The organism is Paenibacillus taihuensis, assembly GCF_003386535.1.
Taxonomy (GTDB): Bacteria; Bacillota; Bacilli; order Paenibacillales; family Paenibacillaceae; genus Paenibacillus_Z; species Paenibacillus_Z taihuensis.
This window is the reverse complement of record NZ_QTTN01000001.1, coordinates 186,083-211,691: the sequence shown is the minus strand read 5'-3', so window position 1 is coordinate 211,691 and position 25,609 is coordinate 186,083. Positions and strand designations below refer to the sequence as shown.

Annotated in this window: 29 protein-coding genes; all 29 read right to left on the bottom strand. The window is 49.3% G+C overall.

The window, feature by feature from the left end; all coding sequences use genetic code 11:
* Positions 1 to 2 precede the first annotated feature (2 nt).
* Positions 3 to 788 (bottom strand): FliA/WhiG family RNA polymerase sigma factor, encoded by a 786-nt coding sequence (locus A8990_RS01125; RefSeq protein WP_116187167.1) that lies wholly within the window; start codon positions 786 to 788, stop codon positions 3 to 5.
* Positions 789 to 792: 4 nt separating this feature from the next.
* Entirely contained in the window at positions 793 to 1,227 is a 435-nt protein-coding gene (locus tag A8990_RS01120; protein WP_116187166.1) for a hypothetical protein, read from the bottom strand.
* Between the two features lie 4 nt (positions 1,228 to 1,231).
* On the bottom strand, positions 1,232 to 1,726 hold the full coding sequence (locus A8990_RS01115; RefSeq protein ID WP_116187165.1) for a chemotaxis protein CheD: 495 nt from the start codon (positions 1,724 to 1,726) through the stop codon (positions 1,232 to 1,234).
* Positions 1,723 to 2,343, bottom strand: a complete 621-nt coding sequence (locus A8990_RS01110) for a chemotaxis protein CheC (RefSeq protein WP_116187164.1) — start codon at positions 2,341 to 2,343, stop codon at positions 1,723 to 1,725. Before A8990_RS01110 ends, A8990_RS01115 begins: the two co-directional genes overlap by 4 nt.
* A gap of 3 nt (positions 2,344 to 2,346) precedes the next feature.
* Positions 2,347 to 2,808, bottom strand: a complete 462-nt coding sequence (locus A8990_RS01105; protein WP_116187163.1) for a chemotaxis protein CheW — start codon at positions 2,806 to 2,808, stop codon at positions 2,347 to 2,349.
* 14 nt (positions 2,809 to 2,822) lie between these two features.
* The gene (locus tag A8990_RS01100; protein WP_116187162.1) at positions 2,823 to 4,898 is read right to left on the bottom strand and encodes a chemotaxis protein CheA; all 2,076 of its coding nucleotides are present in this window, start codon (positions 4,896 to 4,898) and stop codon (positions 2,823 to 2,825) included.
* Positions 4,899 to 4,943: 45 nt separating this feature from the next.
* A complete protein-coding gene (locus A8990_RS01095) occupies positions 4,944 to 6,275 on the bottom strand; it encodes a protein-glutamate methylesterase/protein-glutamine glutaminase (protein ID WP_116187161.1) in 1,332 nt (443 codons plus the stop codon).
* Between the two features lie 25 nt (positions 6,276 to 6,300).
* The gene (locus tag A8990_RS01090) at positions 6,301 to 7,182 is read right to left on the bottom strand and encodes a MinD/ParA family protein (protein WP_116187160.1); all 882 of its coding nucleotides are present in this window, start codon (positions 7,180 to 7,182) and stop codon (positions 6,301 to 6,303) included.
* The gene (flhF, locus tag A8990_RS01085) at positions 7,172 to 8,593 is read right to left on the bottom strand and encodes a flagellar biosynthesis GTPase FlhF (protein WP_116187159.1); all 1,422 of its coding nucleotides are present in this window, start codon (positions 8,591 to 8,593) and stop codon (positions 7,172 to 7,174) included. Before flhF ends, A8990_RS01090 begins: the two co-directional genes overlap by 11 nt.
* Entirely contained in the window at positions 8,590 to 10,623 is a 2,034-nt protein-coding gene (flhA, locus tag A8990_RS01080; protein ID WP_116187158.1) for a flagellar biosynthesis protein FlhA, read from the bottom strand. Before flhA ends, flhF begins: the two co-directional genes overlap by 4 nt.
* A gap of 35 nt (positions 10,624 to 10,658) precedes the next feature.
* Complete coding sequence (flhB, locus tag A8990_RS01075; RefSeq protein WP_116187157.1) at positions 10,659 to 11,750, bottom strand: flagellar biosynthesis protein FlhB; 1,092 nt, start codon at positions 11,748 to 11,750, stop codon at positions 10,659 to 10,661.
* Positions 11,751 to 11,766: 16 nt separating this feature from the next.
* Positions 11,767 to 12,555, bottom strand: coding sequence for a flagellar biosynthetic protein FliR (gene fliR / locus A8990_RS01070; RefSeq protein WP_116187156.1), 789 nt, complete (start codon positions 12,553 to 12,555; stop codon positions 11,767 to 11,769).
* 11 nt (positions 12,556 to 12,566) lie between these two features.
* Positions 12,567 to 12,836: a flagellar biosynthesis protein FliQ gene (gene fliQ / locus A8990_RS01065; protein WP_116187155.1), complete on the bottom strand. Its 270-nt coding sequence runs from the start codon at positions 12,834 to 12,836 to the stop codon at positions 12,567 to 12,569.
* A gap of 23 nt (positions 12,837 to 12,859) precedes the next feature.
* A complete protein-coding gene (gene fliP, locus A8990_RS01060; protein WP_116187154.1) occupies positions 12,860 to 13,621 on the bottom strand; it encodes a flagellar type III secretion system pore protein FliP in 762 nt (253 codons plus the stop codon).
* Positions 13,618 to 14,160, bottom strand: coding sequence for a FliO/MopB family protein (locus A8990_RS01055; protein ID WP_181909344.1), 543 nt, complete (start codon positions 14,158 to 14,160; stop codon positions 13,618 to 13,620). The genes fliP and A8990_RS01055 overlap by 4 nt, the downstream gene beginning before the upstream one ends.
* A 73-nt stretch (positions 14,161 to 14,233) precedes the next feature.
* Positions 14,234 to 14,596 carry a response regulator gene (locus A8990_RS01050; protein WP_116187152.1) on the bottom strand — a complete coding sequence of 121 codons (363 nt, stop codon included), beginning with the start codon at positions 14,594 to 14,596 and terminating at the stop codon, positions 14,234 to 14,236.
* A gap of 21 nt (positions 14,597 to 14,617) precedes the next feature.
* Positions 14,618 to 15,880, bottom strand: a complete 1,263-nt coding sequence (fliY, locus tag A8990_RS01045) for a flagellar motor switch phosphatase FliY (protein WP_116187151.1) — start codon at positions 15,878 to 15,880, stop codon at positions 14,618 to 14,620.
* Positions 15,870 to 16,871 carry a flagellar motor switch protein FliM gene (fliM, locus tag A8990_RS01040; RefSeq protein WP_116187150.1) on the bottom strand — a complete coding sequence of 334 codons (1,002 nt, stop codon included), beginning with the start codon at positions 16,869 to 16,871 and terminating at the stop codon, positions 15,870 to 15,872. Before fliM ends, fliY begins: the two co-directional genes overlap by 11 nt.
* Positions 16,872 to 16,913: 42 nt before the next feature.
* Positions 16,914 to 17,396: a flagellar basal body-associated FliL family protein gene (locus A8990_RS01035; protein WP_116187149.1), complete on the bottom strand. Its 483-nt coding sequence runs from the start codon at positions 17,394 to 17,396 to the stop codon at positions 16,914 to 16,916.
* Complete coding sequence (locus A8990_RS01030) at positions 17,393 to 17,620, bottom strand: flagellar FlbD family protein (protein ID WP_116187148.1); 228 nt, start codon at positions 17,618 to 17,620, stop codon at positions 17,393 to 17,395. Before A8990_RS01030 ends, A8990_RS01035 begins: the two co-directional genes overlap by 4 nt.
* Before the next feature lie 56 nt (positions 17,621 to 17,676).
* A complete protein-coding gene (gene flgG / locus A8990_RS01025; protein ID WP_116187147.1) occupies positions 17,677 to 18,504 on the bottom strand; it encodes a flagellar basal body rod protein FlgG in 828 nt (275 codons plus the stop codon).
* A gap of 94 nt (positions 18,505 to 18,598) precedes the next feature.
* Positions 18,599 to 18,976: a TIGR02530 family flagellar biosynthesis protein gene (locus tag A8990_RS01020; protein WP_245995790.1), complete on the bottom strand. Its 378-nt coding sequence runs from the start codon at positions 18,974 to 18,976 to the stop codon at positions 18,599 to 18,601.
* Complete coding sequence (locus A8990_RS01015; protein WP_116187146.1) at positions 18,973 to 19,425, bottom strand: flagellar hook capping FlgD N-terminal domain-containing protein; 453 nt, start codon at positions 19,423 to 19,425, stop codon at positions 18,973 to 18,975. Before A8990_RS01015 ends, A8990_RS01020 begins: the two co-directional genes overlap by 4 nt.
* Before the next feature lie 63 nt (positions 19,426 to 19,488).
* Positions 19,489 to 20,988, bottom strand: coding sequence for a flagellar hook-length control protein FliK (locus A8990_RS01010; protein ID WP_116187145.1), 1,500 nt, complete (start codon positions 20,986 to 20,988; stop codon positions 19,489 to 19,491).
* 49 nt (positions 20,989 to 21,037) lie between these two features.
* The gene (locus A8990_RS01005) at positions 21,038 to 21,934 is read right to left on the bottom strand and encodes a MotE family protein (RefSeq protein ID WP_245995808.1); all 897 of its coding nucleotides are present in this window, start codon (positions 21,932 to 21,934) and stop codon (positions 21,038 to 21,040) included.
* Positions 21,935 to 21,994: 60 nt separating this feature from the next.
* Positions 21,995 to 22,441 (bottom strand): flagellar export protein FliJ, encoded by a 447-nt coding sequence (gene fliJ, locus A8990_RS01000; protein WP_116187143.1) that lies wholly within the window; start codon positions 22,439 to 22,441, stop codon positions 21,995 to 21,997.
* Positions 22,442 to 22,458: 17 nt separating this feature from the next.
* A complete protein-coding gene (gene fliI, locus A8990_RS00995) occupies positions 22,459 to 23,784 on the bottom strand; it encodes a flagellar protein export ATPase FliI (protein ID WP_116187142.1) in 1,326 nt (441 codons plus the stop codon).
* Entirely contained in the window at positions 23,774 to 24,598 is an 825-nt protein-coding gene (locus A8990_RS00990) for a FliH/SctL family protein (protein ID WP_116187141.1), read from the bottom strand. The genes fliI and A8990_RS00990 overlap by 11 nt, the downstream gene beginning before the upstream one ends.
* Positions 24,591 to 25,604 carry a flagellar motor switch protein FliG gene (gene fliG, locus A8990_RS00985; RefSeq protein WP_116187140.1) on the bottom strand — a complete coding sequence of 338 codons (1,014 nt, stop codon included), beginning with the start codon at positions 25,602 to 25,604 and terminating at the stop codon, positions 24,591 to 24,593. The genes A8990_RS00990 and fliG overlap by 8 nt, the downstream gene beginning before the upstream one ends.
* Positions 25,605 to 25,609 lie beyond the last annotated feature (5 nt).

Below are 25,609 nucleotides of genomic sequence, written 5' to 3'. Positions count from 1 at the left end.
GATCAGTGCTGCATCAATTGATCTTTCTGTTTCTCTAGCGCCCCCCGTAATCGCAATATCGCTTTCGAATGCAATTGAGAGATTCTCGAAGGTGACAACGACATCACTTCCGCAATTTCGCTAAGTGACAGCTCTTCGTAATAGAAGAGTGAGATTACGGTTCTCTCTTTCTCTGTCAAACGGTCGATGCCGCGAACGAGCGATTCTTTCAAGAAAAACTCATGCACTTTATAATCCGGATTCTTCGCCTTCTCATCTACGAGAAGCGATAATCTAGTCTCGGATTCTTCCTCTCGAATCGGGTCCTCTAGCGAGCACACTGTCGTCACTGCAATCTCTTGCAGCATGACGCCGAACTCTTTCTCCGAAACGGAGAGATATTGGCTTATTTCTGTGTCTGAAACGGAACGCATATATTGCTGCTCTAACAGCTGATACGCTTCTTCGATCTTCTTCGCTTTCTCGCGAACGGAGCGTGGCACCCAGTCCCCCTGACGGAGACCGTCGATGATCGCACCGCGAATACGCCATGAAGCGTACGTTTCGAATTGAAGGCCGCGTCTATAATCAAATTTTTCGATGGCATCGATGAGTCCCATAACGCCATTGCTTGCGAGATCGTCCTTGGAGACGTTCTTCGGCAAGCCGATGGCCATTCGGTTGGTTACGTAATCAACCAAAGTGAGGTATTGCTCGATCAGCCGTTTCTTTGCATCAATGTCTCCGTCTTCTTTCCACTTCTGCCAAATCTCCATGTTAGACAAATGAGGCGCTTTCGGCTCAATCATCGTCTCACCCTCCTGTTAGGTGACGTATTGCTTTTGCCAATTCTTCAGGCTCTTTATTCTGCGTCGATATAAGCTTTGGAGGTGTTAGCGGTTGAAATATTGGCTTCTGGCCTGACTCCAGCTCTACGCTTCCGTCTAATTGATGTTTTAGCAATTCGTTCAAATCTTCACTTGATTCCGGTGTGGAATAATCTACAGACTGACCTTTTGCAGAAGCCTGCTCCGGTTCTATGTCATCCGGCCCTGAAGCAGGCGATCCTGACTGCAATACGAATGCGAGCAATGCACGAAATAAATAAGTAAATACAAAAAATGCGAGAAATGCATATAGACATCTCATACTAGTTATCGCAAGTCCATTACTGCCCAGCGAGAAAAGTAACGTAAGTAAACTGCCGCCTATACCCAGCGAAACGTTCCAGCGCCACGACCCTAACATGTTGTTAAATCTCCTTTACTCCCTGCTGAACACTCCGAATCGTCAACATGCCGCTAACGCTGTCGAACTCTATCGTTCTACCATAGTTAGCGCCAGTATCTTCTGCAAGGAGCGGAATTGCATACTTCTTCAGCATCTCCTTACACGATTCCACATTTCGAGGTCCAATGCGCATAGAATCATGATTTGAGTTGAATGCGAACATTTGAGCACCGCCGGCCATTTTCGCCACGAAACGTCTAGGTTCAGCCCCTGCCTGCTTCATCAGATTAATGAGATGCGGGATGGATGTGTCGGCGTACTTGGCAATATTGATGGAAGCTTCTCTAGCGATGTCGGAGGATGGCAGCATCACATGCACCATTCCGGCAACCTTGGTACGCTCATCAAACAATGTCAAGCCGACACAGGAGCCTAAACCTGTCGTTTTGAGAATTGCGCCATTTGACGCAATATTCAGGTCAGCCATGCCTACTTTCACTACATTTTCATGCATCATTCGTTAGGCACTCCTAAGGCGCTAAAAATCTTCCCAAACGATTCCGGATCCGGGATCAGGAAGAAATGTCCTGCGAGCTCTTCCTTCCCTTCCAGAAACGTAGTATCGATCAGCAACGCGGAATCCCCCATCTCGCCATACTGGACAAGACCATAACTTAGGATGGCGCCTGCCATATCAACGGAAATGGCGGGGACGGTTGGTGACAAATACAATTGAGTGAAATCGGCCAATGATGATAGATAAGATCCTGCTAGTATGTTACCAATTTCAGCTAATGCGGAAAATTCCATTTCCGAGTATCCGTCTTCGCTCGTCGTTTCCATCGAGAGAAGTCCGCGCAGCAATTTGCGGGCGGAATCCTCTTCGATTAGAAAGAACATATTCCCTGGCGCATCGCCCTCAACACGAAGGAAGACAGCGATGACGACCTGTTCGAAGCCGCCGACTCGATCGGCAACCTGCTCGAACGGAATCAAACTGACGGTAGGAACATTCATATCGACTGGCTTGTCCAGCAGCCGCGAGAGTGCGGTCGCCGCGTTGCCAGCACCAATATTCCCTACTTCTTTCAGTACATCAAGTTTGAAAGCTTCTAATTTATGTAGTGGGTTCACGGTTTAGGCCTCTACTTGTTCTAGCTGAATAATCTCGCTCTTATTAAGAACTTCCGAAAGATTCAGCATGATCAGCAAACGGTTGTCGCCGATCTTGGCTACGCCGCGAAGATACTTCGCTTTAATACCGCCGACTACTTCTGGCGGCGTATCGATGCTGTTCTCGTCGATATCGATTACATCGTTAGCCGCGTCAACGATAAAGCCGACTTCAAGATCGTTTACAGCAACGATAATAATGCGGGAGCTTTCCGTTTCTACCGTTTCCGGCAAGCCGAAGCGGCCGCGCAAATCAATAACCGGAAGAACGACACCGCGCAGATTAATGACCCCTTTAATAAAAGCAGGCGTCTTCGGAACTCGGGTAATCGGCATCATACGTTCGATTGTACGAACTTTATCGACTTCAACGCCGTATTCTTCATGTGCTAGACCAAATACGATTACTTTGATTTCTTCACTCATAGCGGAACCCTCCCTTATTTAATCAGTGCATTTGGATCTACAATTAACGCAACCTGGCCATCACCAAGAATTGTCGCTCCAGAGATCGCTTCGATATTCGTCAAATACTTACCGAGCGATTTCAGAACGATTTCGCTTTGGCCGATAAATTCATCCACTGTAATGGCACCAATCTTATCACCTTTGCGAATGACCACGATCTCAGTCTCATGCTCCTCTTCCTCGCGGAAAGTCGTAGAATCTAGCACTTGCGCAAGCGAGATTAGCGGAATCACAGAGCCGCGGTAATCGATCATGCGATTGCCGTGGATTTTGCGAATTTGTTCGCGCAGCACGATGCCCGTCTCTACGATTGAAGATAATGGAATCGCGTACTTCTCCGTGCCTAGCTTTACGAGCATCGCAGAGATGATCGACAGCGTCAGCGGCAGCTGAATCGAGAACCTCGTTCCTTTGCCTTGTACGGATTCGACGGAAACGTTGCCGCCGAGCGATGTGATCTTCGACTTTACGACGTCCAGTCCGACGCCTCGGCCAGAGATATCGGAAATTTTATCTGCGGTACTGAACCCAGGCGCGAAGATGAGCATGTTGATTTCCGCTTCAGTCAGACGCTTCGCTTCATCCGCAGTAACGACACCATTCTTGATGGCGATCTGCTTTACTTTCTCGCGATTGATACCGCGGCCATCCTCTTCCACTTCGATAAACACGTGGTTACCGCTGTGGAATGCGCGAAGATGAACAGTACCAGTCTCGGATTTGCCAGCTGCGATCCGATCTGCAATCGGTTCAATTCCGTGGTCGAGCGAGTTGCGCAGCAAGTGAACTAGCGGATCACCGATCTCATCGATAACGGTACGATCAAGCTCCGTATCTGCCCCTGTGATGATGAGATCCACTTTCTTGTCGAGCGTCTTCGCCAAATCGCGGATCATCCGAGGGAACCGGTTGAATACCGATTCCACCGGCACCATGCGCAGCTTCAGTACGATATTTTGCAAATCGCTGCTGACGCGGCTCATATGCTCTACCGTTTCCGTCAGCTCGCCTCGGCGAATTTCACTTGCAAGCTGCTCGAGCCGCACGCGATCGATCAGCAATTCACTGAACAGATTCATCAAAGCATCGAGCCGCTCGATGTCGACGCGGATCGTGCGGGAAGCGACCGCTGCGCCGCCGGATGCTTGTGCTGCCGGCGCTGTCGCGGTAGCCGATGCCGCCGCAGTCTGCGCTTTCGCTGAGCTGACTTCCGATTGCGCGGCCGAAGCGTTTGCGATTGGAGCTGCTGCAGCTTGCACGGCAGCTGCTCCTGCAAGCTGCTCGAGCGATTCGCGGTCAAGCTGGGTGATCGTTGCGCCTTCGATCTCAGACACGGATTCGATCCCTTTGCGAAGTTCCTGCTCGGAGATACTGGCGATTGTAAATACCGTAAATGATCGGTCAAACTTCTCTTGTTCAATCTCTTGTACGCTCGGAACGGATTTGACAATCTCCCCGTTATGCTCGAGGAAGTCGAACACCATATAGGCACGTGCTGCCTTCAGCACACAATCTTCGCGAACCGTAACTGTAATGTGGAAAACCGAAAGTCCAGCTGCAATGGATTGCAATAGAATCGAGCTTTGGAACTGATCCAGCAGCGCTCCGCCGCCGGCATTGCCGGTTGCGGATGCGTCGGCGCTTCCAGCTGCTTGATCTTTCTTGTGGTCGCCTTTTACAATCGCCTGGAGATTCGCAACGATCGCCGTTACGTCGGCTTTACCCGTACCTCCGCCGATGATGTCCTGCACCATCGACTCCAGTGCGTCCAGCCCTTTGAACAACGTATCGAAGATAAAGTTGTCCATCTTCAGCTTGTTGTTTCGCACGAGATCGAGCACGTTCTCCATCTCGTGGGTGAGTGATGCAAGATCTTCAAAGCCCATCGTCGCAGACATGCCTTTAAGTGTGTGGGCAGAACGGAAAATAATTTGTACGATGCTTATATCTTCTGGTGCACTCTCTAGTTTGAGTAAGTTTTCGTTTAATGACTGCAAGTGATCATTCGACTCGTCAATAAACATTGAAAGATAATCGTTCATATCCATTCCCATGCACCTCCTATTAAATGGTCGTCATGCGATCAGGCACGATTACTTGCGAACCGCTTGCGTAATCGCTGCTGCAATCTGCCGCAGGTTGACGACTGACTTCGCAACGCCGGCTTCAATCGCAGAGCGCGGCATGCCATAAACGACACATGATTCTTCCGCTTCTGCAATCGCGCTCTCCGCGCCGCTTTCGTTCAGCACTTTCATTCCTTTCATCCCGTCGCTGCCCATTCCCGTCATAATAATCGAGTGGCGTCGCAGCTCGGTGAAAGCCGCACACGATTCAAACATCGTGTCTACCGACGGACGATGGCCGCCTCTTGGCGCATCATCCGATAATTTGATGCAGTAGCCTTCCCGGTCTTTGGCAAGCTCCATATGGTAGCCGCCTGGCGCGATGTACACAACGCCTGCATACACACGCTCGCCGTGTGCCGCCTCGGTCACATGCAGCGCACTAAAGGTGTCAAGCCGCTGCGCAAGCGAGTGGGTAAACTTCGGCGGCATATGCTGAACGACGAGAACCGGTGCCGGAAAATCAGCCGGCAGCGCCGTAATCACTTCATGCAGCGCGCGTGGCCCGCCTGTCGAGGTACCGATCGCCACCAGATGCTTGAAGCTTCGGCTTGGCGTCGGTTTGTTTGCATGCTTCGCAGGTACATCCGCTTCGACTTGACCTGCTTGTGCTGTGGTAGGAGCAGGCTGTTGCTTCTCCTTCTTCGCTGCTGGCTTGTTTTCGCTAGGTGCCGCCGCTGACGGCTTATTTGGCTCCGCCGGTTTCGATGAAGCAGCCGCCGTTTCGTTCATTGCAGTCTGATCGTAGATATCCGGCTTCGTCTTCGAAGTATCCTGACGGCGCTCCGTCTTCGGAAGAGTCGTCGAATCGAACGTGAACGACTCTTTCTGTTTCGACGGCGCTGGCTTTCGCGGTGCAGGTGCTGATGCTTGCTGGTATAGAGATGAGTGACGCTTCGTCAGCACCGCTATCCGCAGTTTCTCGAGCAGCTGATCGCCAACCATTTGAATGTCAGGCGAGTTCGGTCCAGAAGGCTTACGGATAAAGTCAAATGCACCATTCTGCAGCGCTCTGATCGTCTCTCTCGTTCCGTCATCGCTAATGCTCGATAGCATAATAATCGGCGTCGCGTGGATACGCATAATCCGCTCAAGCGCCTCCAGACCGTTCATCTCCGGCATTTCGAGGTCCATCGTAATGACGTCTGGTTTATGTACACGAACAGCCTCGATCGCTTCTCTGCCATTGTTGGCTGTGCCAATAATTTCAAACTGCGGATCGAGCGCGATCAGATCGCAAAGAATTTTCCGCATAAACGCGGAATCATCTACAACAAGAACTCGTGATGTTGTAGTCATGGCTGCAGCCTCCCATTTCAAAGGATTATTTTGAAAGTCTGAACATTTTATGTAGAAACCCTTTGACTCCACTGCTAGCGGCCTGAGAAGCATCTGGCACATCGGCAAACTGCTTGGCGATGTCCATGATAGACCTCGATGCGACTGAGCCTGGGAATGCAATTGAGAATGGGACCTGTCTCTTTACCGCCTTCGGAACATTCGGATCATCCAGCAAATATCCAAGCACCGGCAGCTCAAGATCTAGAAAGCGCTGGGCGACGAGCGCCATCTTGTCCGCTGTCGCCTTCCCCTCCTTCACGTCTGTAGCGCGGTTCACGATAAGCTTGAAATTTACATCATGCTCCATCGCGGTCACCATCTTGATCAGCGCGTATGCATCCGTAATCGATGTCGGCTCAGGCGTCGTGACGATGATCGTTTCTTGGGCTGCAGTGATGAATTTGATCGTTTCCTTCGAAAGCCCGGCACCGGTATCGAAGATGATGACGTCGTATTGACCGTGCAATCGTCCGATCTGATCCCCGAAGTAATCCAGCTGCGCTTGAGACAAATCGACCAAATCCTTGAAGCCCGAACCCCCGGCGATAAAATGAACCCCATGCGGCCCTTCCTGGATAATGTCCCAAATCGTCTTCTCCTGCTTAAGCAGATGATAGAGATTATAGGGAGACGAGACGCCCATGAGCACATCAATGTTAGCCATGCCGATGTCCGCATCGAAAATGAGCACTTTCTTGCCAAGCTGCTGCAGCGCCAGCGAGAAGTTCAAGCTGAAGTTGGACTTCCCGACGCCGCCTTTGCCGCTTGTTACAGTTACGATTCGTGTTGCAAGGCCTTCGTTTTGCATCATTGCATTGTTGCGAACTAAGTTTCTGAGCGCTTCCGCTTGATCATTATTTATCATTGGAAGCCCCCAGCAGCTGTTCGACGTAGCTGGCCGCTTGGAATGGCGCAATGTCATCAGGAACCGTTTGGCCGTATGCGATATACGTCGGTTTGAGGCCGTGCTCAAGCGCTAAGTTCAGAATCGCACCGCAAGCGTGCGTCTCATCCTGCTTCGTGAATAACACATGATCGATTCCGTATTTGGCAAAATTGCCGGCAACCGTCGATATATCACTAAACTTGCCGGTCAAGCTGAGCACCAGATACGTCATGGAGTGACTGCCAGACTGCAGCAAGCTGTTTACTTCAGACACATACAGCTCATTGCGGAAATTACGTCCGGCCGTATCCATGAAGATGAGCTCGCGTCCTTCAAGCTGCTTAAAGGCCCGTGTTACTTCGGCAGGCGAGAATACAACTTCAAGCGGCACATTCAAAATCGTGGCATACGTGCGCAGCTGGTCAACTGCTGCAATCCGGTACGTGTCGGAAGTAATGAAACCGACTTTACGTCCGGCTTTCAGTGTTTGCTCTGCAGCAAGCTTCGCGATCGATGTTGTTTTACCTACGCCAGTCGGACCAACAAAATGAATGACCTGCGTATCGCGGCTAATTTGATTCGCTTCGAATTGGCGAAGCCAGCCCAGCAGAATCCGGCTGGCGCTCGCCCAGACGGCTGCCGCATCATCGGCAACTTCTTGCCCGCTCTGCTTCGCTTGTTCGATCTCCGCTTCGATTTGCTCAATCAATTGGTTGATCCACTGCTGATCAACTTCTTGATCCTCAAGCCGCTCTTGCAAAGCTTGAATCGCTGCTGGACGGGCTTCTTGCTGCTGTTGGCGGGACATCCGCACAATCCACTGCTTCATATCACGAATCTCAGCGAGCAGTTCATTATCGGTCAACATCTGCTTGCGAGATTCTTGCGCGGCCACAGTAGACACAGCAGGTGCTGCCGCAGCTAACGCCTCTGAAGGAGCTGCCGTTCTCGCTGCGTATGCTGCAGCCGGCGAAATCTTCGATTGCTCCGGCTGCTCATGTAATGGAGTCGCTGTATTAGCCGCCGCTCTCGCTTGCGCCAACTCTGCCGCTTGGCTAAGCACTTCTTGAAAAATAGACGCAGCTGCCGATGCAGCAGGAGCTGCTGGTTTGATAGGAGCCGCAGGCGGTGCAGGCGGTGCAGATGGTCTCGCAACAGCAGTTGTGTGCGTGCGAGCCGACGGCTTCATATTCGAGCCCCCGCCTCCGCCGCCGTTATTGCCAGACTCCACAGCGGCGATTACTTCTGTCTTCTTCTTGCCGAACATGCCAAGAAATCCGCCGACGCGAATTTCTTTGGTGTTTAAGATTACGGCATCTACGCCGAGTTCACTTCGAATCATGGGAAGTGCCTCAGGTAAGGCATTAACGACATAGCGCTTTACCTTCATAGATTCACCACCCCAATACTTTGTACTTCAATACTTGGCTCAAGCTCGCTATAAGAGAGAACCGGAACGTCCTGCATCGTACGCTCAACGATTTGGCGTAAGTACATCCGAATCGTCGGCGAAGCGAGTACAATCGGTTGATGACCGGATTGAATCTGTTTATTCACTTGTTCATTCAACTTCTGATAAATGGACTGGGTAGACATCGGGTCCATGGCCAGGTATGTACCTTGATCAGAGGACTGAACGGATTCCGCAATCTTCTTCTCTAACAATGGACCGACTGTAATGACGCGCAGCGTATCTCCGTTATGGGAGAATTGCTGCGTAATTTGTCTAGATAACGCTTGTCGTACATACTCAGTGAGAATGTCCGGATCCTTCGTGTAAACACCATGATCAGCAAGTGATTCGAAAATGGTGACCATATCACGGATCGACACTTTCTCACGAAGCAGCTTCGCGAGCACCTTCTGAACGTCGCCGACATTCAGAATCGATGGAATAAGTTCGTCCACAAGCGCTGGGTACGACTCGCGAACATTCTCGATAAGAGCCTTCGTTTCTTGACGGCCGATCAGTTCATGCGCATGACGCTTGATTAGCTCAGTCAGATGAGTTGCAACAACTGAAGGCGGATCAACCACTGTATAACCGAGCATTTCTGCACGCTCTTTCGTTACTTCATCAATCCAGATCGCTGGCAAGCCGAACGCCGGCTCCATCGTTTCAATACCGACGATCGATTCATCATCAAAGCCTGGACTCATCGCCAAGTAGTGATTCAACAGCAGCTCACCACGAGCGACGGTATTACCTTTGATTTTAATGACGTACTCATTCGGTTTAAGCTGAATATTGTCACGAATCCGGATGACCGGAACGACGAGACCCATTTCAAGCGCGCACTGCCTGCGAATCATAATGATTCGGTCAAGCAAGTCGCCGCCCTGTTGCGTATCTGCAAGTGGTATAAGTCCGTAGCCAAACTCGAATTCGATTGGGTCGACCTGCAGGAGGCTGATGACGCTCTCCGGACTACGAACCTCTTCGATCTCTTGTTCTTCCACGAGCATATCCTGCGCTTGCTGCTCCCTCGCGAGCGAAGATTGCATCCGGTAAGCTGCGAAAACGATAATAGCTGCAAAAGGAAGCGTCGCAAACGGGCCAATCGGTGTGCCAAGTCCTAGCAACGTAATCGTTCCCGCCACAATGTAAAGCAGCTTTGGGTAACGGAATAGCTGCGCTGTCAAATCATGCGCCAGGTTACCTTCAGAAGCAGCGCGTGTAACGATAAAGCCTGTCGCTGTGGAGATCAGCAGCGCAGGAATTTGGCTGACAAGTCCATCACCGATGGTAAGAATCGAGAATGTGTTAAGCGATTCTGAGAAAGAAAACCCGTGCACAGCCATCCCAATAATAAATCCGCCAATGAGGTTGATGAATAGGATAATAATGGAGGCGACGGCATCCCCTTTAACGAATTTGCTGGCACCATCCATAGAACCGTAGAAATCGGCTTCTTTTTCAATCTTTTGGCGACGATCTTTCGCACCCTGCTCGTTGATAAGACCTGCGTTCAAATCCGCATCGATACTCATCTGTTTACCAGGCATTGCATCGAGTGTGAACCGAGCTGCTACCTCAGCAACTCGCTCGGAGCCTTTGGTAATGACGATAAACTGCACGACTACAAGGATTAGGAATACGACGAAACCGATGGCGACCTGTCCGCCGGCAACCCAACTTCCAAACGTATGTACAACTTTCCCTGCTTCCGCTTTGGACAAAATATTCCGTGTGGTTGAGATGTTAAGCGCGAGACGGAATAATGTCGTAATAAGGAGCAAAGTCGGAAAGATCGAGAACTGCAAGGCATCCTGCGTGTTCATGGAAATAAGCAATACCATCAAAGCGATTGAAATGTTGATGATCAAGAGCACGTCCATTAAAGCGGTTGGAATCGGAATGACCATCATAAGAACGATGCCGATGATCCCAATAAGTATGGTTAGATCTCTAGCCTTCATGACGTACCCTCCTCCACAGATGACTTCGAATTACGTTACTTCACTTTTTGCTTCAATTTATATACATATGCCAGTACTTCTGCCACAGCTTGGAATAGATCAGCTGGAATCGTATCACCGATCTCAGCCCTGTCATACAATGCTCTGGCTAGCGGCCTGTTTTCCATCATTATGACCCCGTGCTCCTTCGCGATGTCCTTAATCCGCAATGCTACGAAGTCCATCCCTTTCGCAATAACGGTCGGCGCTTCCATCGTCGCTCCGTCATACTTGAGTGCAATTGCGAAGTGAGTTGGGTTCGTGATAACTACGTCAGCTTTGGGCACTTCTTGCATCATACGCTGCAATGCTAATCGCCGCTGACGCTCTTTTATTTTACCTTTAATGAGCGGATCGCCCTCTGAATTCTTATGCTCATCTTTGATATCTTGTTTGGACATCCGCAAGCTCTTCTCGTGCTTATAACGCTTGTACATGTAGTCAAAGAAAGCTAGTACGGCGAGAATAGCTCCGATTTCAATTCCAAGCTTAATCGTGACTCCCGCTACGAAACTAAATATGCTTCCGATTGGAACACGTGCGAGATTCATAATTTGACCTCGTTCGCTCCAAAGTGTCTGATAGACAATGAGTCCAATCAAGAGCAGTTTTAAAACATTTTTGACTAACTCGACTAAAGATTGAAGTGATAACAGATTCTTAAATCCGCTGATCGGATTCAATTTTTCCAGCTTCATCTTAATCGGCTCACCTGTGAATAGGATGCCGACTTGTGCATAATTTGCGATGAGCGCAACGACTACCGCAATGCCGAAGATCGGTACGAGAAGCATAAACCCCTGCATCATAAGGTCGGAAAATAAGGAAATTACGTTGCTTGTTGTCACTTCCATCAATAATTTCTGTTCAAATAATATGCCGAAAAGTGATAGAAGACGAGATTTGTAATAGCCACCAAGAGGGAAGAAACTAATAAATACAAATAAGAGAATAAGTGCTCCAGGTATTTCCTGACTTTTTGCAATCTGACCCTTCTTACGGGCATCATTCCGTTTCTTAGGTGTCGCACGCTCCGTCTTTTCTTGAGAGAACAGTTGTAGATCGAGCGTGAAACGGTACTTCAACATAATTCAGCCATCCTCCTTAAGATGCAGGACCTTGTAGTATGGAGAAAAGCTTCTGCATCGCGCTAAACATCTGATCGAAGATATGCTCGTAGAGCACAACCAGTCCCGGCATTAGTACGCTAAGCATAAGGAAGCCGACAAGAAGCTTGATCGGTATCCCGATAACAAAAACATTGTATTGTGGTGCCGTTCGAGCCAGGAAGCCTAGCCCTACATCTGTCAGGAACATCGCAACGACGAGAGGCGCTGACATCTGAAGTGCAAGCATGAACGCTTGGACGAGCTTTGTCGTCAGAAACGTTGAAACGCTTCCCGAATGCACATGTGCAAATAGTGAATTCGATATTGGTATCCATTCATAGCTTTGAAGCAACGCTGAGAGCAAATAATGATGTCCGTTAATCGATAAGAACACCAATGTTGCAATCATGCCTTTAAAGTTACCTAGCAGTGGTGCCGAAACACCTGTCATCGGATCCAGGACGTTCGCCATACTGAAGCCGATTTGCATATCAATGAAACTACCAGCAGTGTTGATAATTGTGAAAAACAAGTAAGCGGTGAATCCAAGCAAGACGCCTGCGAGAATTTCGCGAATAATCGCAAGGATATATTCGGCATCTGGCACAATCATCTGCTTCAATCCATAAGTCAGAAATACGAGCAATGAAATAAAAAAACAGAATCCCAATTTAAACATATTTGGCACATTTCGAGTCGAAAAGACAGGAGCCACGACGAAAAAGGCTGTTATTCGACAAAAAACAAGCAAAAAAATAGGGAATCCTTGAAGAAACATCTCCATCGATCCACAGCCTATCCGATGTATTTATACAAGTTATTCAGCAGATTGTATGTGAAATCGACCAGCGTGTTCAGTATCCATGGACCAAAAAGCAGGATGGACAGAAGAACTGCCGCTACTTTTGGAATAAAAGCTAATGTTTGCTCTTGGATCTGTGTTGTCGCTTGAAAAATACTGACAGCCAAACCGACGATAAGGCCAACCAGGAGCATCGGCGCACTAGCCTTAAGCACTGTGTAAACTGCCTGCCCTGCAATAGCGATGATGAATTCCGTACTCATTCTTGTGCACTCCCCTAAGATTGCTAGGTATTGAAACTAAGCAATAACGACTTGACGATTAGATACCATCCATCTACGAGGACGAACAGCAAGATTTTGAACGGAAGCGATATCATTACCGGCGGCAGCATCATCATCCCCATTGCCATTAGCGTACTGGCGACGACCATATCTATGATTAGGAATGGTATGAAGATCATGAAGCCCATCTGGAATGACGTTCGTAGTTCACTCAGCGCATAGGCCGGAACTAATACCGTAATCGGCGTATCCTCGTATGACTTTGGTTTCTCTGTCTTCGTGTACTTCAGGAAGAGCATCAAATCTTTCTCACGCGTCTGATTCATCATAAATTTCTTGAGCGGAACCGATGCTTTACTCAGCGCCTGCGTTTGTGTCAGTTCGCCTTTCAAGTACGGCTGAAGCGCAACCTGATTCATCGTGCCCAAAGTTGGTGACATAATAAAAAAGGTCAAAAATAATGCTAAGCCGACAAGCACTTGGTTCGGAGGCATTTGCTGTGTTCCAAGCGATGTTCGTACGAAACCGAGTACGATAACAATTCGCGTGAAGCTCGTCATCAGAACGAGGATGCCTGGCGCAACGCTGAGTACGGTAATGATGAGAAGCAAGGACAAAGCGCTCGTTCCCGGCGATTCGGTGCTGCCGCTGTCGCCGATGCTGACACTTACGTTAGGCAGTGGATCAGCGGCGAAAGCATGTGCATGAAAAAGGAGACCTAATAACTGAAATGCAAGAACTGTCCATACGATTTTTCTGTTCATTCATCCAACAACCGATCGTTTTGTTTTTGCTCGTTCAGCAGCTCTTCGACCTTCTGTTTCTGACCTGACTGCCGCATCATGCCGTTATTGAGCAATTCCTTGAATGAGACTGCTTCTTGCCACGGTTCACTCGTCGGCTCATCAGCCTTTACGTTTTTGCGGAATTTGCTCAGAAAGTCAGTAATCGCTGGAGAACTGAAGGAGCGTCCATTTTGCTGTTCGATTGCAGCCAATACACTTTGAGCCAACTCTGGATCATCAATCTTGTCCAGCAGCGTAATATCCTCGCCGACGCCGACAACATAGACTCTTCCTGCCAGTTCGACAACTTGCAGCGACTTGTTCTGGCCGAGCGGAATTCCGCCTAGTGAGCGGAGTGCCCTGCTCGTGCCCCATCCGCGATTGCGGCTCGCGAGAAACTTGATAACAAGTAGAATGAGACCAATGACTATCATCAGCGCGACGATAACCCAGACATAGTAACCAATGTTGGTTCCTATGACGGGTTTGTCATCTTCTGCTGGTGTATCTGCTGACACAAGACTTGCTGCCATCAACCAGCCTAAGATGGTTAAGCCAGCAAGTCGGTATCTCTTTAAAACTTTCATACTATTAACCTAGTGTTTTCTTGATCGCTTCAATAACGCGGTCAGCTTGGAACGGTTTCACGATGAAGTCTTTAGCGCCTGCTTGAATCGCATCGATAACCATCGCTTGTTGACCCATAGCGGAACACATAATTACTTTTGCATTGCTATCCAGCTTCTTGATTTCCTTCAAAGCTGCGATGCCGTCCATTTCAGGCATTGTAATATCCATTGTGATCAGGTCAGGTTTGAACTCTTTGTATTTCTCTACTGCTTGTGCGCCGTCTTGCGCTTCCCCTACTACTTCGTATCCGTTTTTCGTCAGTATGTCGCGAATCATCATTCTCATGAATGCTGCGTCGTCTACAACCAAAATGCGATTTGCCATCGTTGTGTGTCCCCCTAAGGATTATTGTAATTTTTGGATACGATCCCATTGGCTAACAATATCGGTTACACGCACACCGAAATTCTCATCAATAACGACTACTTCGCCTTTCGCGATCAGCTTGTTATTTACTAGAATGTCGACCGGTTCACCTGCCAGCTTGTCCAGCTCAATGATTGAACCTTGAGACAATTCAAGAATATCTTTGATTTGCTTCTGAGTTCTACCTAATTCTACTGTGACCTTAAGCGGTATGTCGAGCAATAAATTTAAATTCGAGTCATCAGCTTGCACATAAGGTGCGCCCCCAAAATTCGCGAATTGTACTGGCTGTACATTCACGTTCCGGCCAGCTGGTGCGCCATATGTTTGAGGCATTTGCGGCTGCGCTGCTGCATACTGCGGCATCGGAGGCTGCATGTACGCTTCAGGCTGCATATACGCGGCGGGATGCTCCATAGGTGCTGGCGGCGGCATGTAGGCCGGCGCAGGCGGTGCTGCTGGCGGAGGCGTATGCACTGGTGCTTGAGCAACGGCCGCTGGTGCCGGTGTACTCACCGGTGCTGGTGTAGGTGCTGGAGCAGGCTCCGAAGTGCCTCCCATCAGTGTGTCTACCATTTCCTTCGCGAACGAGATCGGAAGAAGCTGCATGATCGTCGAATCGATCAAGTCACCGATCGTCAGTCGGAACGATATTTTGATAAACGAGTCATCCTGTGGTAATCGCTCGATTCCTTCACCGCTATTGACATCAAGAATATCGATTCCTGGTGGTGAGATATTCACGAACCGGTTGAAGATCGTCGACATCGAAGTTGCGGACGAACCCATCATCTGATTCATTGCTTCCTGAACGGCACTGATGTGAATCTCGTTCAGCTCGGAACCTAGCAGTTTACCTTCGCCGCCGAGCATCAGGTCCGCAATCGTTTGAGCATCCTTTGTCTTAATGACAAGGGAGTTGATGCCTTGGAAACCATCCACATAGCTCACCGATACTGCAACATGCGGCTTCGGGAACTCATCGTCCAGCTCGCTGCGCTTGATCAGCGATACTTGAGGCGTAGTGATGTCTACTTTTCTACCAAGAAGGGTCGAAAGTGCCGTCGCTGCGCTGCCGAACGTGATGTTGCCAATTTCGCCTAGAGCATCCTGTTCGATTGAGCTAAGGTAACTGTTTAGTTCCTTCTCGCGGTCGAACGGCTCTGGCATATCCGGCTCATCGGAAGATTGACGCAGCAAGGCATCAATTTCCTCCTGGGATAAGTAATCTTTACTCGTCATACTCTTCTTCCACTCCTTCGGTGAGAACTTCATCGATTTGAACGGCCATACGATCCTTAACCGAACCTGGGCTGCCGATAAATTTCAGCTTATCCCCTACTTTAATATCAAGCCCTTGATCGATTGGTTTCGTTAACGAGATAACGTCTCCAACCGAAAGCCCCAGAAATTCGCGAATCGAAATGCTGGAATGGCCAAGCTCAGCAACGATAGGCAACTTCGCCTTGCTCACCCGCTGCTTCAGGATTTCCACCTCTTCAGGCGCCCTTGTCTTCTTCTGTGAAACGAACCAATGATGTACAGACAAGCGCGACATGATAGGTTCTATGACAACGTGCGGGATACATAAATTGATCATCCCCGTTGTATCACCGATTTTGGTACTGAGCGAGATCAGTGCAATCGTTTCGTTCGGCGACACAATCTGCATAAACTGCGGATTCGTCTCGAGCGCTTCGAGTCTAGGCGAGATATCAAGCACGGTCTTCCAAGCTTCTTGCAAGCTCTCAAATGCGCGACTGAAAATGCGTTCCATAATGTTGGTTTCGATTTCAGTCAGTGCACTGATCTTCGAAGGCGCCAGTCCCTGACCGCCCAACAAACGATCGAGCATCGCATAGGCGACGTTCGGATGAACTTCCAGCACCATTCGCCCCTCGAGCGGTTCAGCCTCAAATATATTGAGGATCGTCATCTTCGGAATGGAGCGGATAAATTCGTCATAAGGCAATTGCTCAACTTGTACTACGCTGATTTGAACAAATGTGCGAAGCTGCGCTGAGAAATAGGTGGTCAAGTATCGCGCGAAGTTTTCGTGTATCCGAGTCAAGCTACGGATATGATCCTTCGAGAAACGGACCGCACGCTTAAATTCGTATACCCGAATTTTCTTCTGCGTCTCTTCCTTTTTCAGTTCTTCTGCATCCATCTCTCCGGATGATAAAGCAGCAAGCAACGCGTCAATCTCGTTCTGCGACAGAACATCAACCAATTTTCTCACCCCCTTCAAAGGAATCAGTCATTCTTAAGATGATTACAGCTTCGTTACGATAAAGTTAGTGACTTCAACCTTGATCAGCTTGCCGTCAGGAAGCTCAGGGTTTATAAGATTAAGAAGCTTCGCGCAAAGCAAATCTTTTCCGGCCGAGCCTGTAATCTCTTGCTCCTTCATATCCGACAGCGTGCGAATGATGATCGGTTTAATCTGAATGTCTTTAATTTTCTCGAAATCTTCTTTGGTCGATTTCTTATCTAATTGAAAAGCAAGCCCAAGAACCGCGATATAGTCAGGGTCCGAAAGATTTGTTTTGATATCCGCAATCACGCTCGTTAGTTCAACGCGGTCATCTGCGGAAAGTTTCTTCGTTTCAACAGTTGCTGCATTATGAGCAGCTTGTCCGGCTGGGTCCTTCGACTTATCATCCCCCATAATCGAGTTAAGAAGGATAACGGCCACGATAGCGATAAGCGTGATAGCTAGCAGAATCGAGATTAGCCAGGGCAGCAATTTTTTCATTGTGATTGTCCCTCCGTTAGATCACTCTTTAAGGTCGCCGCATAGACGCCGATGGAGCGAAGATATGACTGTATGGAGGAAATGACTTCGGTTGCTTTTTCCAACACCAGTATCTTTTTGCCTGTCGTCAATGTAATCAAGGTGTCAGGCGTTTCTTCTACGATCTCGATGAGCAGCGCATTAATATGTAAGGTCCTGCCATTCAGTCGCGTTACAGCGATCATGAGTTTCCTCCTAACCTGGTAGGGAGGCGTAGAATGCCTCCCCCGCGGTTATTTACCTAGTGCTTCAGGTTTACGACCTCTTGCAAAATTTCATCGGAAGTCGTAATGATCCGGGAATTCGCTTGGAAGCCGCGCTGAGCCACGATCATCTCTGTAAATTCGGAAGTGAGGTCTACGTTCGACATTTCGAGCTGGCCAGAGATAATTGCTCCAGTTCCTGCTTCTGCGTCATTCGCAGTTGTCATCGTGACTTCACCGTCAATGTTTGCATTCGGTGTCATACGGTACAGATTGCCGCCGATCTTCTCGAGACCGTTCGGGTTAGTAACTTTTACTACGCCAAGCTGAATGCCTGTTGCTTGCGCTTGACCATCAGCGCCTACTGCGACGATCGAACCGTCTTGGGAAATCGTGAACGATTTCACCTCAGCCGGATCAAGTGTAATAGGGCCGCCGTTGGAATCCAGTACGAACATGCCGTCGCTATTCACGAGCTGGCCTGCAGCGTCTAGTGTGAAGTTACCTGCGCGAGTCAGGTATGGAGCTTCCGCGCCATCGCCAGACGGGGAAACCGCGAAGAATCCGTCGCCATCAAGACGCACATCTGTTGGCACGTTTGTTGTCATCGCACTGCCCGGTGTATGAACCGTATCGATCGATGCAATCGCTACTCCAAGACCAACCTGCTTCGCATTCACGCCGCCTGTTGTGCCTTCTTCCGGACGAGTAACGCCGGAAACCGTTTGGCTCAATATATCTTTAAACATTACACGACCTGCTTTGAAGCCTACAGTATTTACGTTTGCAATATTGTTACCAATGACGTCAAGCTTTGTTTGGAAGCCACGCATACCTGAAACGCCAGAGTACATAGATCTTAACATCGAGTGGTCAACCTCCTAATGGTGTATGTAGCAGTTGAACTGAGCCGCTTCCGTCGTTCCACGGCTCTTCGGCTTCCTCATCAGGTCCAGCCGATTAATTCACAATGACCGCACTATCGATCTGTGTGAACACATTGCCTTGCAGCTTATTGCCGTCGAGAGCAGTGACGACCGTTCGTGACGGTACATTGACGATCATCGCAATGTCTTGATAAACGACCAAGGAGTCTTTGGCTCCTTTAGCAGCCGCTTGATCAATCGCATTATTGATCTTCGATAATGTTTCCGGTTTGAACGTAATTCCGCGCTGTGCCATCCTCGTTTCAGCATGATGACTGAACTTTAGAACATTACGGTCCAGCACCTCTTGAAAAGATTCCGTGCGTCCAGCTGCTTGCTCTTTCTGTGCTGCTTTGTGAATTTGAGCGTTAGCGGTTAATCGTAAATGGCCAATTTTCATGACATCACTCACTGCGCTTCACCGCCCTTGTCAGAGATCGAGACGATGTCATCTAGCTTGACATCCTGATCACCAATTCTTGCATATTGAACCTTGTCCTTAATGATGATGGAATCCACGGTACCTGATTGTGCAACCATCTCACCGCTGTCGGCGTAATCGTACCACTGTACGTTTTTACCGATCATGCTGGATACGATCCCGAGGCTCTGGCGAAGGCCGGCCAATTGATCTGACATATTGACTAGCTGCTCGACAGAGGAGAACTGCGCCATTTGAGCGATAAAATCCTTATCCTGCAGCGGCTGCATCGGATCCTGATTCTGCAGCTGCGTTACAAGAATGCGCAGAAAATCATCTTTACCAAGTGAAGTATCAGCCTTTTTATTCGTTGCAGCCTGCACATTCTCAGAGCTGTAATATGGCCATACGTTGCGGGTAGAAATACTATCAGCGGACACTTACTGTCACCTCCGTTCTATCCGGTTATTCACCCCAAAGCAACCGCGAGAACTGCGAGAATGCTATGCAGTTGTATGAATTCCCCGACCTAATCCTAAATCGCGATCGACCGCCTGTTCAAGCTCGATTTCTTCCAGGTCCGCATTGAAGTCAAGATCTGTTTTCTTGCTTGAACCGCCGCGTCCAGAACCGCCTTGCTCTCGGCCGCTGTGACCTTGACGTTCATGCTCTTGGAAGAGGCTCGTTTGAGCTGCCGTCTGCGAAACTTCAAGCTTGTCAACTTGAAGACCTTGGGATTGAAGTGTAGAACGAAGCTGTGCCATCTGGTTCTCGAGCATATCCTTCGCGGTTACGGTATCTGCCAAGAACTGCGCAGTTACGATACCGCCATGAACCGAAATGTTCACGTTCACTTGTCCCAGATGCTCCGGATACAAGGTCAGCTGTGCTTGAGAGAGACCGTTGCCCGAATGAACTTGGAATTGCTTAACGACCAAGCCTTGAATCGTTGAAGCAAACTGATTCACTGGAACCGGTTGTGCGATGACTTGCTTCTGTGTTACCTGCTGAGCACGCTGCAAGTCTTGATTCATCGCTCCTGCGATAGGTGCGGACAGTACGTTCAGCTGCTCCTCGGAATCGGTTTGAGCCGTTCGTGCCGTCTGCTCTTCATTCTTCGGAACCACTTTCATCAAGCCTACATGAAGAAGCTGATGTGCCATTCGTTGAAGATGCGAGCTTGTCGTTACCGTTGCCGTTTGAACCGAACGAATCGAATCTACTTGTTCGCTTCCTGACGACTCCTTAAGAGCTTGAATCGCTTCTTGCAGATCAGGCTTCGAGCCATTAATGAGCTGCTCGGTTGCAATCAGTTGTTTGCTAATCAGCGCGTTCTGATTACGTCCAGCTGACCCGCCGTTCTTCGTTTGCTGAAGCAATGTGCGCAGATCCGATAGAGCATCTTGCAATCCGGACTTCAATGCTGCGATCTCTTCGATGTTCACGCTCTTGACGTCCGCGTCAGTCGCTGCCTGACCCGCAGTTGTTTGAGCGGCAGCTGCTTGAGTCCCCGTTGCGCTAAGCGCTGTGACCAAGTCAAGCATTGCACTTTCGGTGCCAGTTTGATCTGTATCCCAATCTGCTGGAAGTACATTGGACAATTCGCCCTGTGTATCCGGAAGCTGCGGAGCGATCGTTGGCATGCCTGCGAGCAAGCTCATCAGGTCATCCAATTGAGCAAGTGCATCAGACAAGTTGTCTTTGGTCGTTGCAGCTGCAAGCTGATTGTCGTCCGTATCGGAGAGCTGCTTAAGCAGTCCATCGATTGCGGCTAGCAAATCATCTTTGGATACTAGCAATGAAGCTAGCAGATTTGCAGTCTTCGGCAAAGCAATAGCATCGCCATTCGCCTCGCCGCCAGTATTCGCTGCCGGAGTACCTGCAATCGTTTGAGCGAGAGTTTGGACGAAACCAGCGTTATCCCCGCCTTTTGCAGGCGCTGATGCAGCTGATGATCCGGCTGGCGCTGCGTTAGCTGGTGCATTAGAAACGGACATTTGCATATATCTCACCTCCTTTCATAGTGAAAGTAGATTGCGAGAATAGAAACTATTATTTGCCGACCATCAGCTTCGAGACGAGCTGTGCGGTAACATCTTTGTTCGCATTGGACATCTCTGCGATAATAGAAGCACGTGATGCGTCAGTTACGGCATTCAAGATCCGAAGCACCTTGCTTGGGCTTACGTCCGCCATTTTGAGCAGCAGCTCGGCAGCGCGTTTAGGGTCCATTGTCGAGAATGTTGTGTTCAGCTGAGTGTTGCTTAGGACGCTGCTCGGCTGAGTCGCCGTTGCTTCCTGCTTCTTCACTCTCGCCTGCAGAGCGGCGATCTCACGATCCTTTGCTGTCTTCACGTCTTTCAACATCACAGTAGCTTCAGCTGCTTTGGACGGTGTCATCTTCTCCAGAATACGAACACGGTCATCCGGCTTCATTGCATCAAGAACGAGTACCGTTTCTGCCATTTCCATACTCTCCAGAATTGGAGCCGCTTTGCTTGGCGAGATTTTACCGTACATCTGAGCGAGCTCACTAACCTTGCTCTGATATTCGGCATCTTCCAGCTTTTTCTCTTCCCCAGCCTGCTTCAGCTGTGCGATTTCTGCCTGCAAGGATTTCACCTGCTGAGCAAGCTGCGTCTTCTCGTCTGTCGCTTTCGTAAGCGCCGCCCCTTTGGTCTGAACCATCGCTTGCAGCTCAGCGATCTTGGCAGTTGTGTTCTCTGCTTTGATCTTCCCTTCATCTACAACCGCGCCTTCTTCAGCAGCAGGGTCAGGCAGCACCTTGCTCAGGAACGGAATCGAATTCCCGATTTCGAGCGCCCTATTGCGAAGATCGAAGTTAAACAGCGTTACGAGAACGCCTAGTAGAATAAGAGTGAAAAGGATGGGCGTCACAAAGAACATAAACCGCTCAAATCCGCTGTATCCTTGCTTTTCCATTTCCATGTCTGCCAAAAATATTACCTCCCTCGGGCGTCGCTCCCGATGCGTAAAGCCATAAAACGCTTATTGTGCGGCGTACATGAACCTTACGGTTGCAAGCTCATCAAGTTCATTTTGTTCGCTTACCATCATGTCGGCACGGAAGCGCTCAAGTGCATTCGACTTCGATTTCTGCCATACCTTCTCGTCCATCATCTTGTCAGACAATACAAGACGACCTGTCTCAACGGCGACTTCCGCTTTCTTGACATCTGCAAGCTTATGTACAATTCTGATGTCCAGATGCTCAATGTATTGCTGCATCGCAACTAGCTCAGACAAGCTCACCGCTTCATTAGATGCGGCCCCAAGCCTATTGGCCCAAGTAGCTCGTTCCTCGCGCAGCTGCTGCAGCGACCGCTCTTCATTGTTAAGCTTGCCGATGACAACGGACAGCTGCCATTCGGCTTGTGATTTCTCACTCGTCTTCAAGTCGACAATCTTCTGGTAGGTGTACTGAAATCGAGCCATTTAACTGAGTCATCTCCCTAGTTGGTGTAGAAATCCCGGATTAACCGTTCTTTTGATTCCTCGTAACCAGCCTTTTCTGTCGTTTTTTGTTTGGTAAAAGATTGTATAATGTCGAAAAATTCGATAGATTGGTCAATTTTTTCATTTGACCCCCGCTGGTACGCCCCAATATTTATGAGGTCCTCCGAATCTTTATAAATAGACATGAGTCGTTTCAGTTCGTTCGCCGCATCCTGCTGCTCTTCCGGGACAATTTCCTTCATAACCCGGCTAATAGAAGCAAGTACGTCGATTGCTGGAAAATGTCCCTTGTTCGCGAGCGTACGGCTGAGGACGATATGCCCGTCAAGTATGCCCCGAACGGCATCGGCGATCGGTTCGTTCATGTCATCGCCGTCAACGAGAACGGTGTAGAATGCTGTAATCGAACCACGCAGGCCTGTCCCTGCACGCTCAAGCAGCTTCGGAAGATTCGCGAATACCGACGGTGTGTAACCACGCGTTGCGGGCGGCTCGCCAATGGCTAGTCCGACTTCACGCAACGCCATTGCGTAACGCGTCACCGAATCCATCATAAGCATGACGTTAAGTCCGCGATCCCGGAAATATTCCGCTATCGTTGTCGCTATCAGCGCGCCTTTAATCCGAATAAGTGCTGGCTGATCTGAAGTCGCTACTATAACGACCGATCGTGCAAGTCCTTCCGGGCCAAGATCTTTCTCGACAAACTCGAGTACTTCTCGTCCGCGTTCACCGATTAGGGCGATGACATTAACATCAGCAGAAGTGTTCCTGGCAACCATGCCGAGCAAGGTACTCTTACCTACGCCGGAACCGGCGAAGATACCAACCCGCTGTCCTTGTCCTACTGTCAACAAACCGTCAATCGCGCGTACACCAGTGCTGAGTGGATTTTTCACTCTTGGTTTCGCTAGCGGATTACTTGGTTGGTTATGCGTCGAATGATGCAGCAAGCGGCTCGGGAGAAGAGAACCGTCAAGCGGTTGACCAAGACCATCAAGCACTTTGCCTAACAACTCAGAACCGACTTGAACGGTCAATGGTTTACCAGTTCCGACAACGTCACATCCCGGTCCAATGGAAGTAAGTTCACCAAGCGGCATCAGTATGACTTTGTTATCACGGAAACCGACCACTTCCGCTTTGAGCGGTTTGGAAGCTTTCGCCGGATAGATCAGGCAAACATCGCCGATGCTGGCATCCGGGCCTTCAGATTCAACAGTCAGACCAATGACTTGCGTCACCTTGCCATTCACGCGAACCGGGTCAATCGGGCGAAGATGTTCGATGTAGCGATCAACGTCAAGTCCACTAGCTTTCATCGGCTATCCCTCGCTCAACGGCTTGCAGGGCAAGTGCCACCAATTCTCGTTTAATTTCAGCAAGCTGTGTATCGATACGAGCATCGATGCTGCCGAATGAGGAGCGAATGACGCAGCCGAATTCTTTCACCGATACATCCGGTACAATTTGAAGTTCGGCTTGCGAGTCGATAACAAGCGATAATTCTTCTCTTGCAGCTTGAACGAATGTGAGCTGCTGCGGAGAGACGCATAATGTAATGACACCTTGCTCGCGCCGCCGTTCTAACGACTTGCGGATAATATCCAGCGACCAGTTCGGATCAACGGTCAGTTGTTTGTGAATAATTTTCTCAGCGATTGCAGCACTCAGCGCTACAACGAAAGGCTCAGCTTCTTGAATGATCTGTTCCTTCGTTTCGTAGGCAGAGTCCAATATCGCTCTGGCTTCCGTCAGCATCACTTCCCATTGGTCGTAAACCTCTGCAGTGGCAGCATCTTTGCCTTCCTGGTAGCCATAGCTGTATCCATCCTGACGAATTTGTTCCTGCAGTTCTTCATCTTGCAGACGACGCTCCAACCACCATTGGTCGATTTGTGCAGTCGCATCTGTGTACATCGCCTCGATCTGCTCGCCTGTTTCTTGAATGCGCTGCTTGGCAAACTCCTCAGCGTCTTCCAGAATTTGATCTCGAAGCGAGGTCGTCTCCGCAGACGGGCCAACCGGAACATGCAGTTCATCCGGGGATGGTGCCGGAACGTACTTGTTATACCATTCAAGGCGCTTTAAATCTTCAACCGAGATGACATGCGAAGATTTATGCAATCTAGACAATGATATCATCTCCTCCGCCGCGGGCGATGATGATCTCACCAGACTCTTCCAGTCTGCGGATCGTTGCTACGATACGAGTTTGAGCTTCTTCGACGTCACGCAGCCGAACAGGTCCCATGTATTCCATTTCTTCCTTGAATGTCTCTGCCATACGCTTGGACATGTTGCGGAAGATCGCTTCGCGAACCTCTTCGCTCGCCACTTTAAGCGCAAGCTGCAAATCGGCGTTCTCGATGTCGCGAATAATGCGTTGAATCGAACGGTTGTCGATATTGACGATATCTTCGAAGACGAACATTCTCTTCTTGATTTCTTCTGCAAGCTCTGGATCTTGAATCTCGAGCGCATCGAGAATGGTACGTTCTGTACCGCGGTCGACGCCGTTCAAAATTTGAACGATTGATTCAATACCGCCTGCCATTGTGTAATCTTGAGTAACGGTAGCGGACAGCTTCTGTTCGAGAATACGTTCAACCTGCGAAATAACCTCAGGAGACGTACTGTCCATAAGCGCAATTCTACGAGCAACTTCAGCCTGCTTCTCTTGTGGAAGCGAAGATAGAATCTGCGAAGATTGCTCGGCTTGCAAATAAGAAAGGACGAGTGCAATTGTTTGTGAATTCTCGTTCTGAATGAAGTTGAGAATTTGGCTCGCTTCTGCCTTGCGGGCAAAATCGAAAGGACGCACCTGCAGCGTCGCAGTCAAACGGCCGATAACTTCCATCGCCTTCGACTCTCCGAGCGCCTTCTCCAAGATCTCGCGAGCGTAAGTGATGCCGCCTTGAGAGATATACTCTTGTGCAACGCAAATTTGGTGAAACTCATTCATAATATTCTCTTTGTCCATATTGTCTACTTTGCGCACGTTGGCGATTTCGAGCGTCAGCTGTTCAATCTCTTCTTCTCTTAAATGTTTGAAGATTTGAGCAGAAACTTCAGGACCAAGCGATATTAACAAAATGGCTGCTTTCTGACGACCACTAAATCCACCTTGATATTTTGCCATACCAG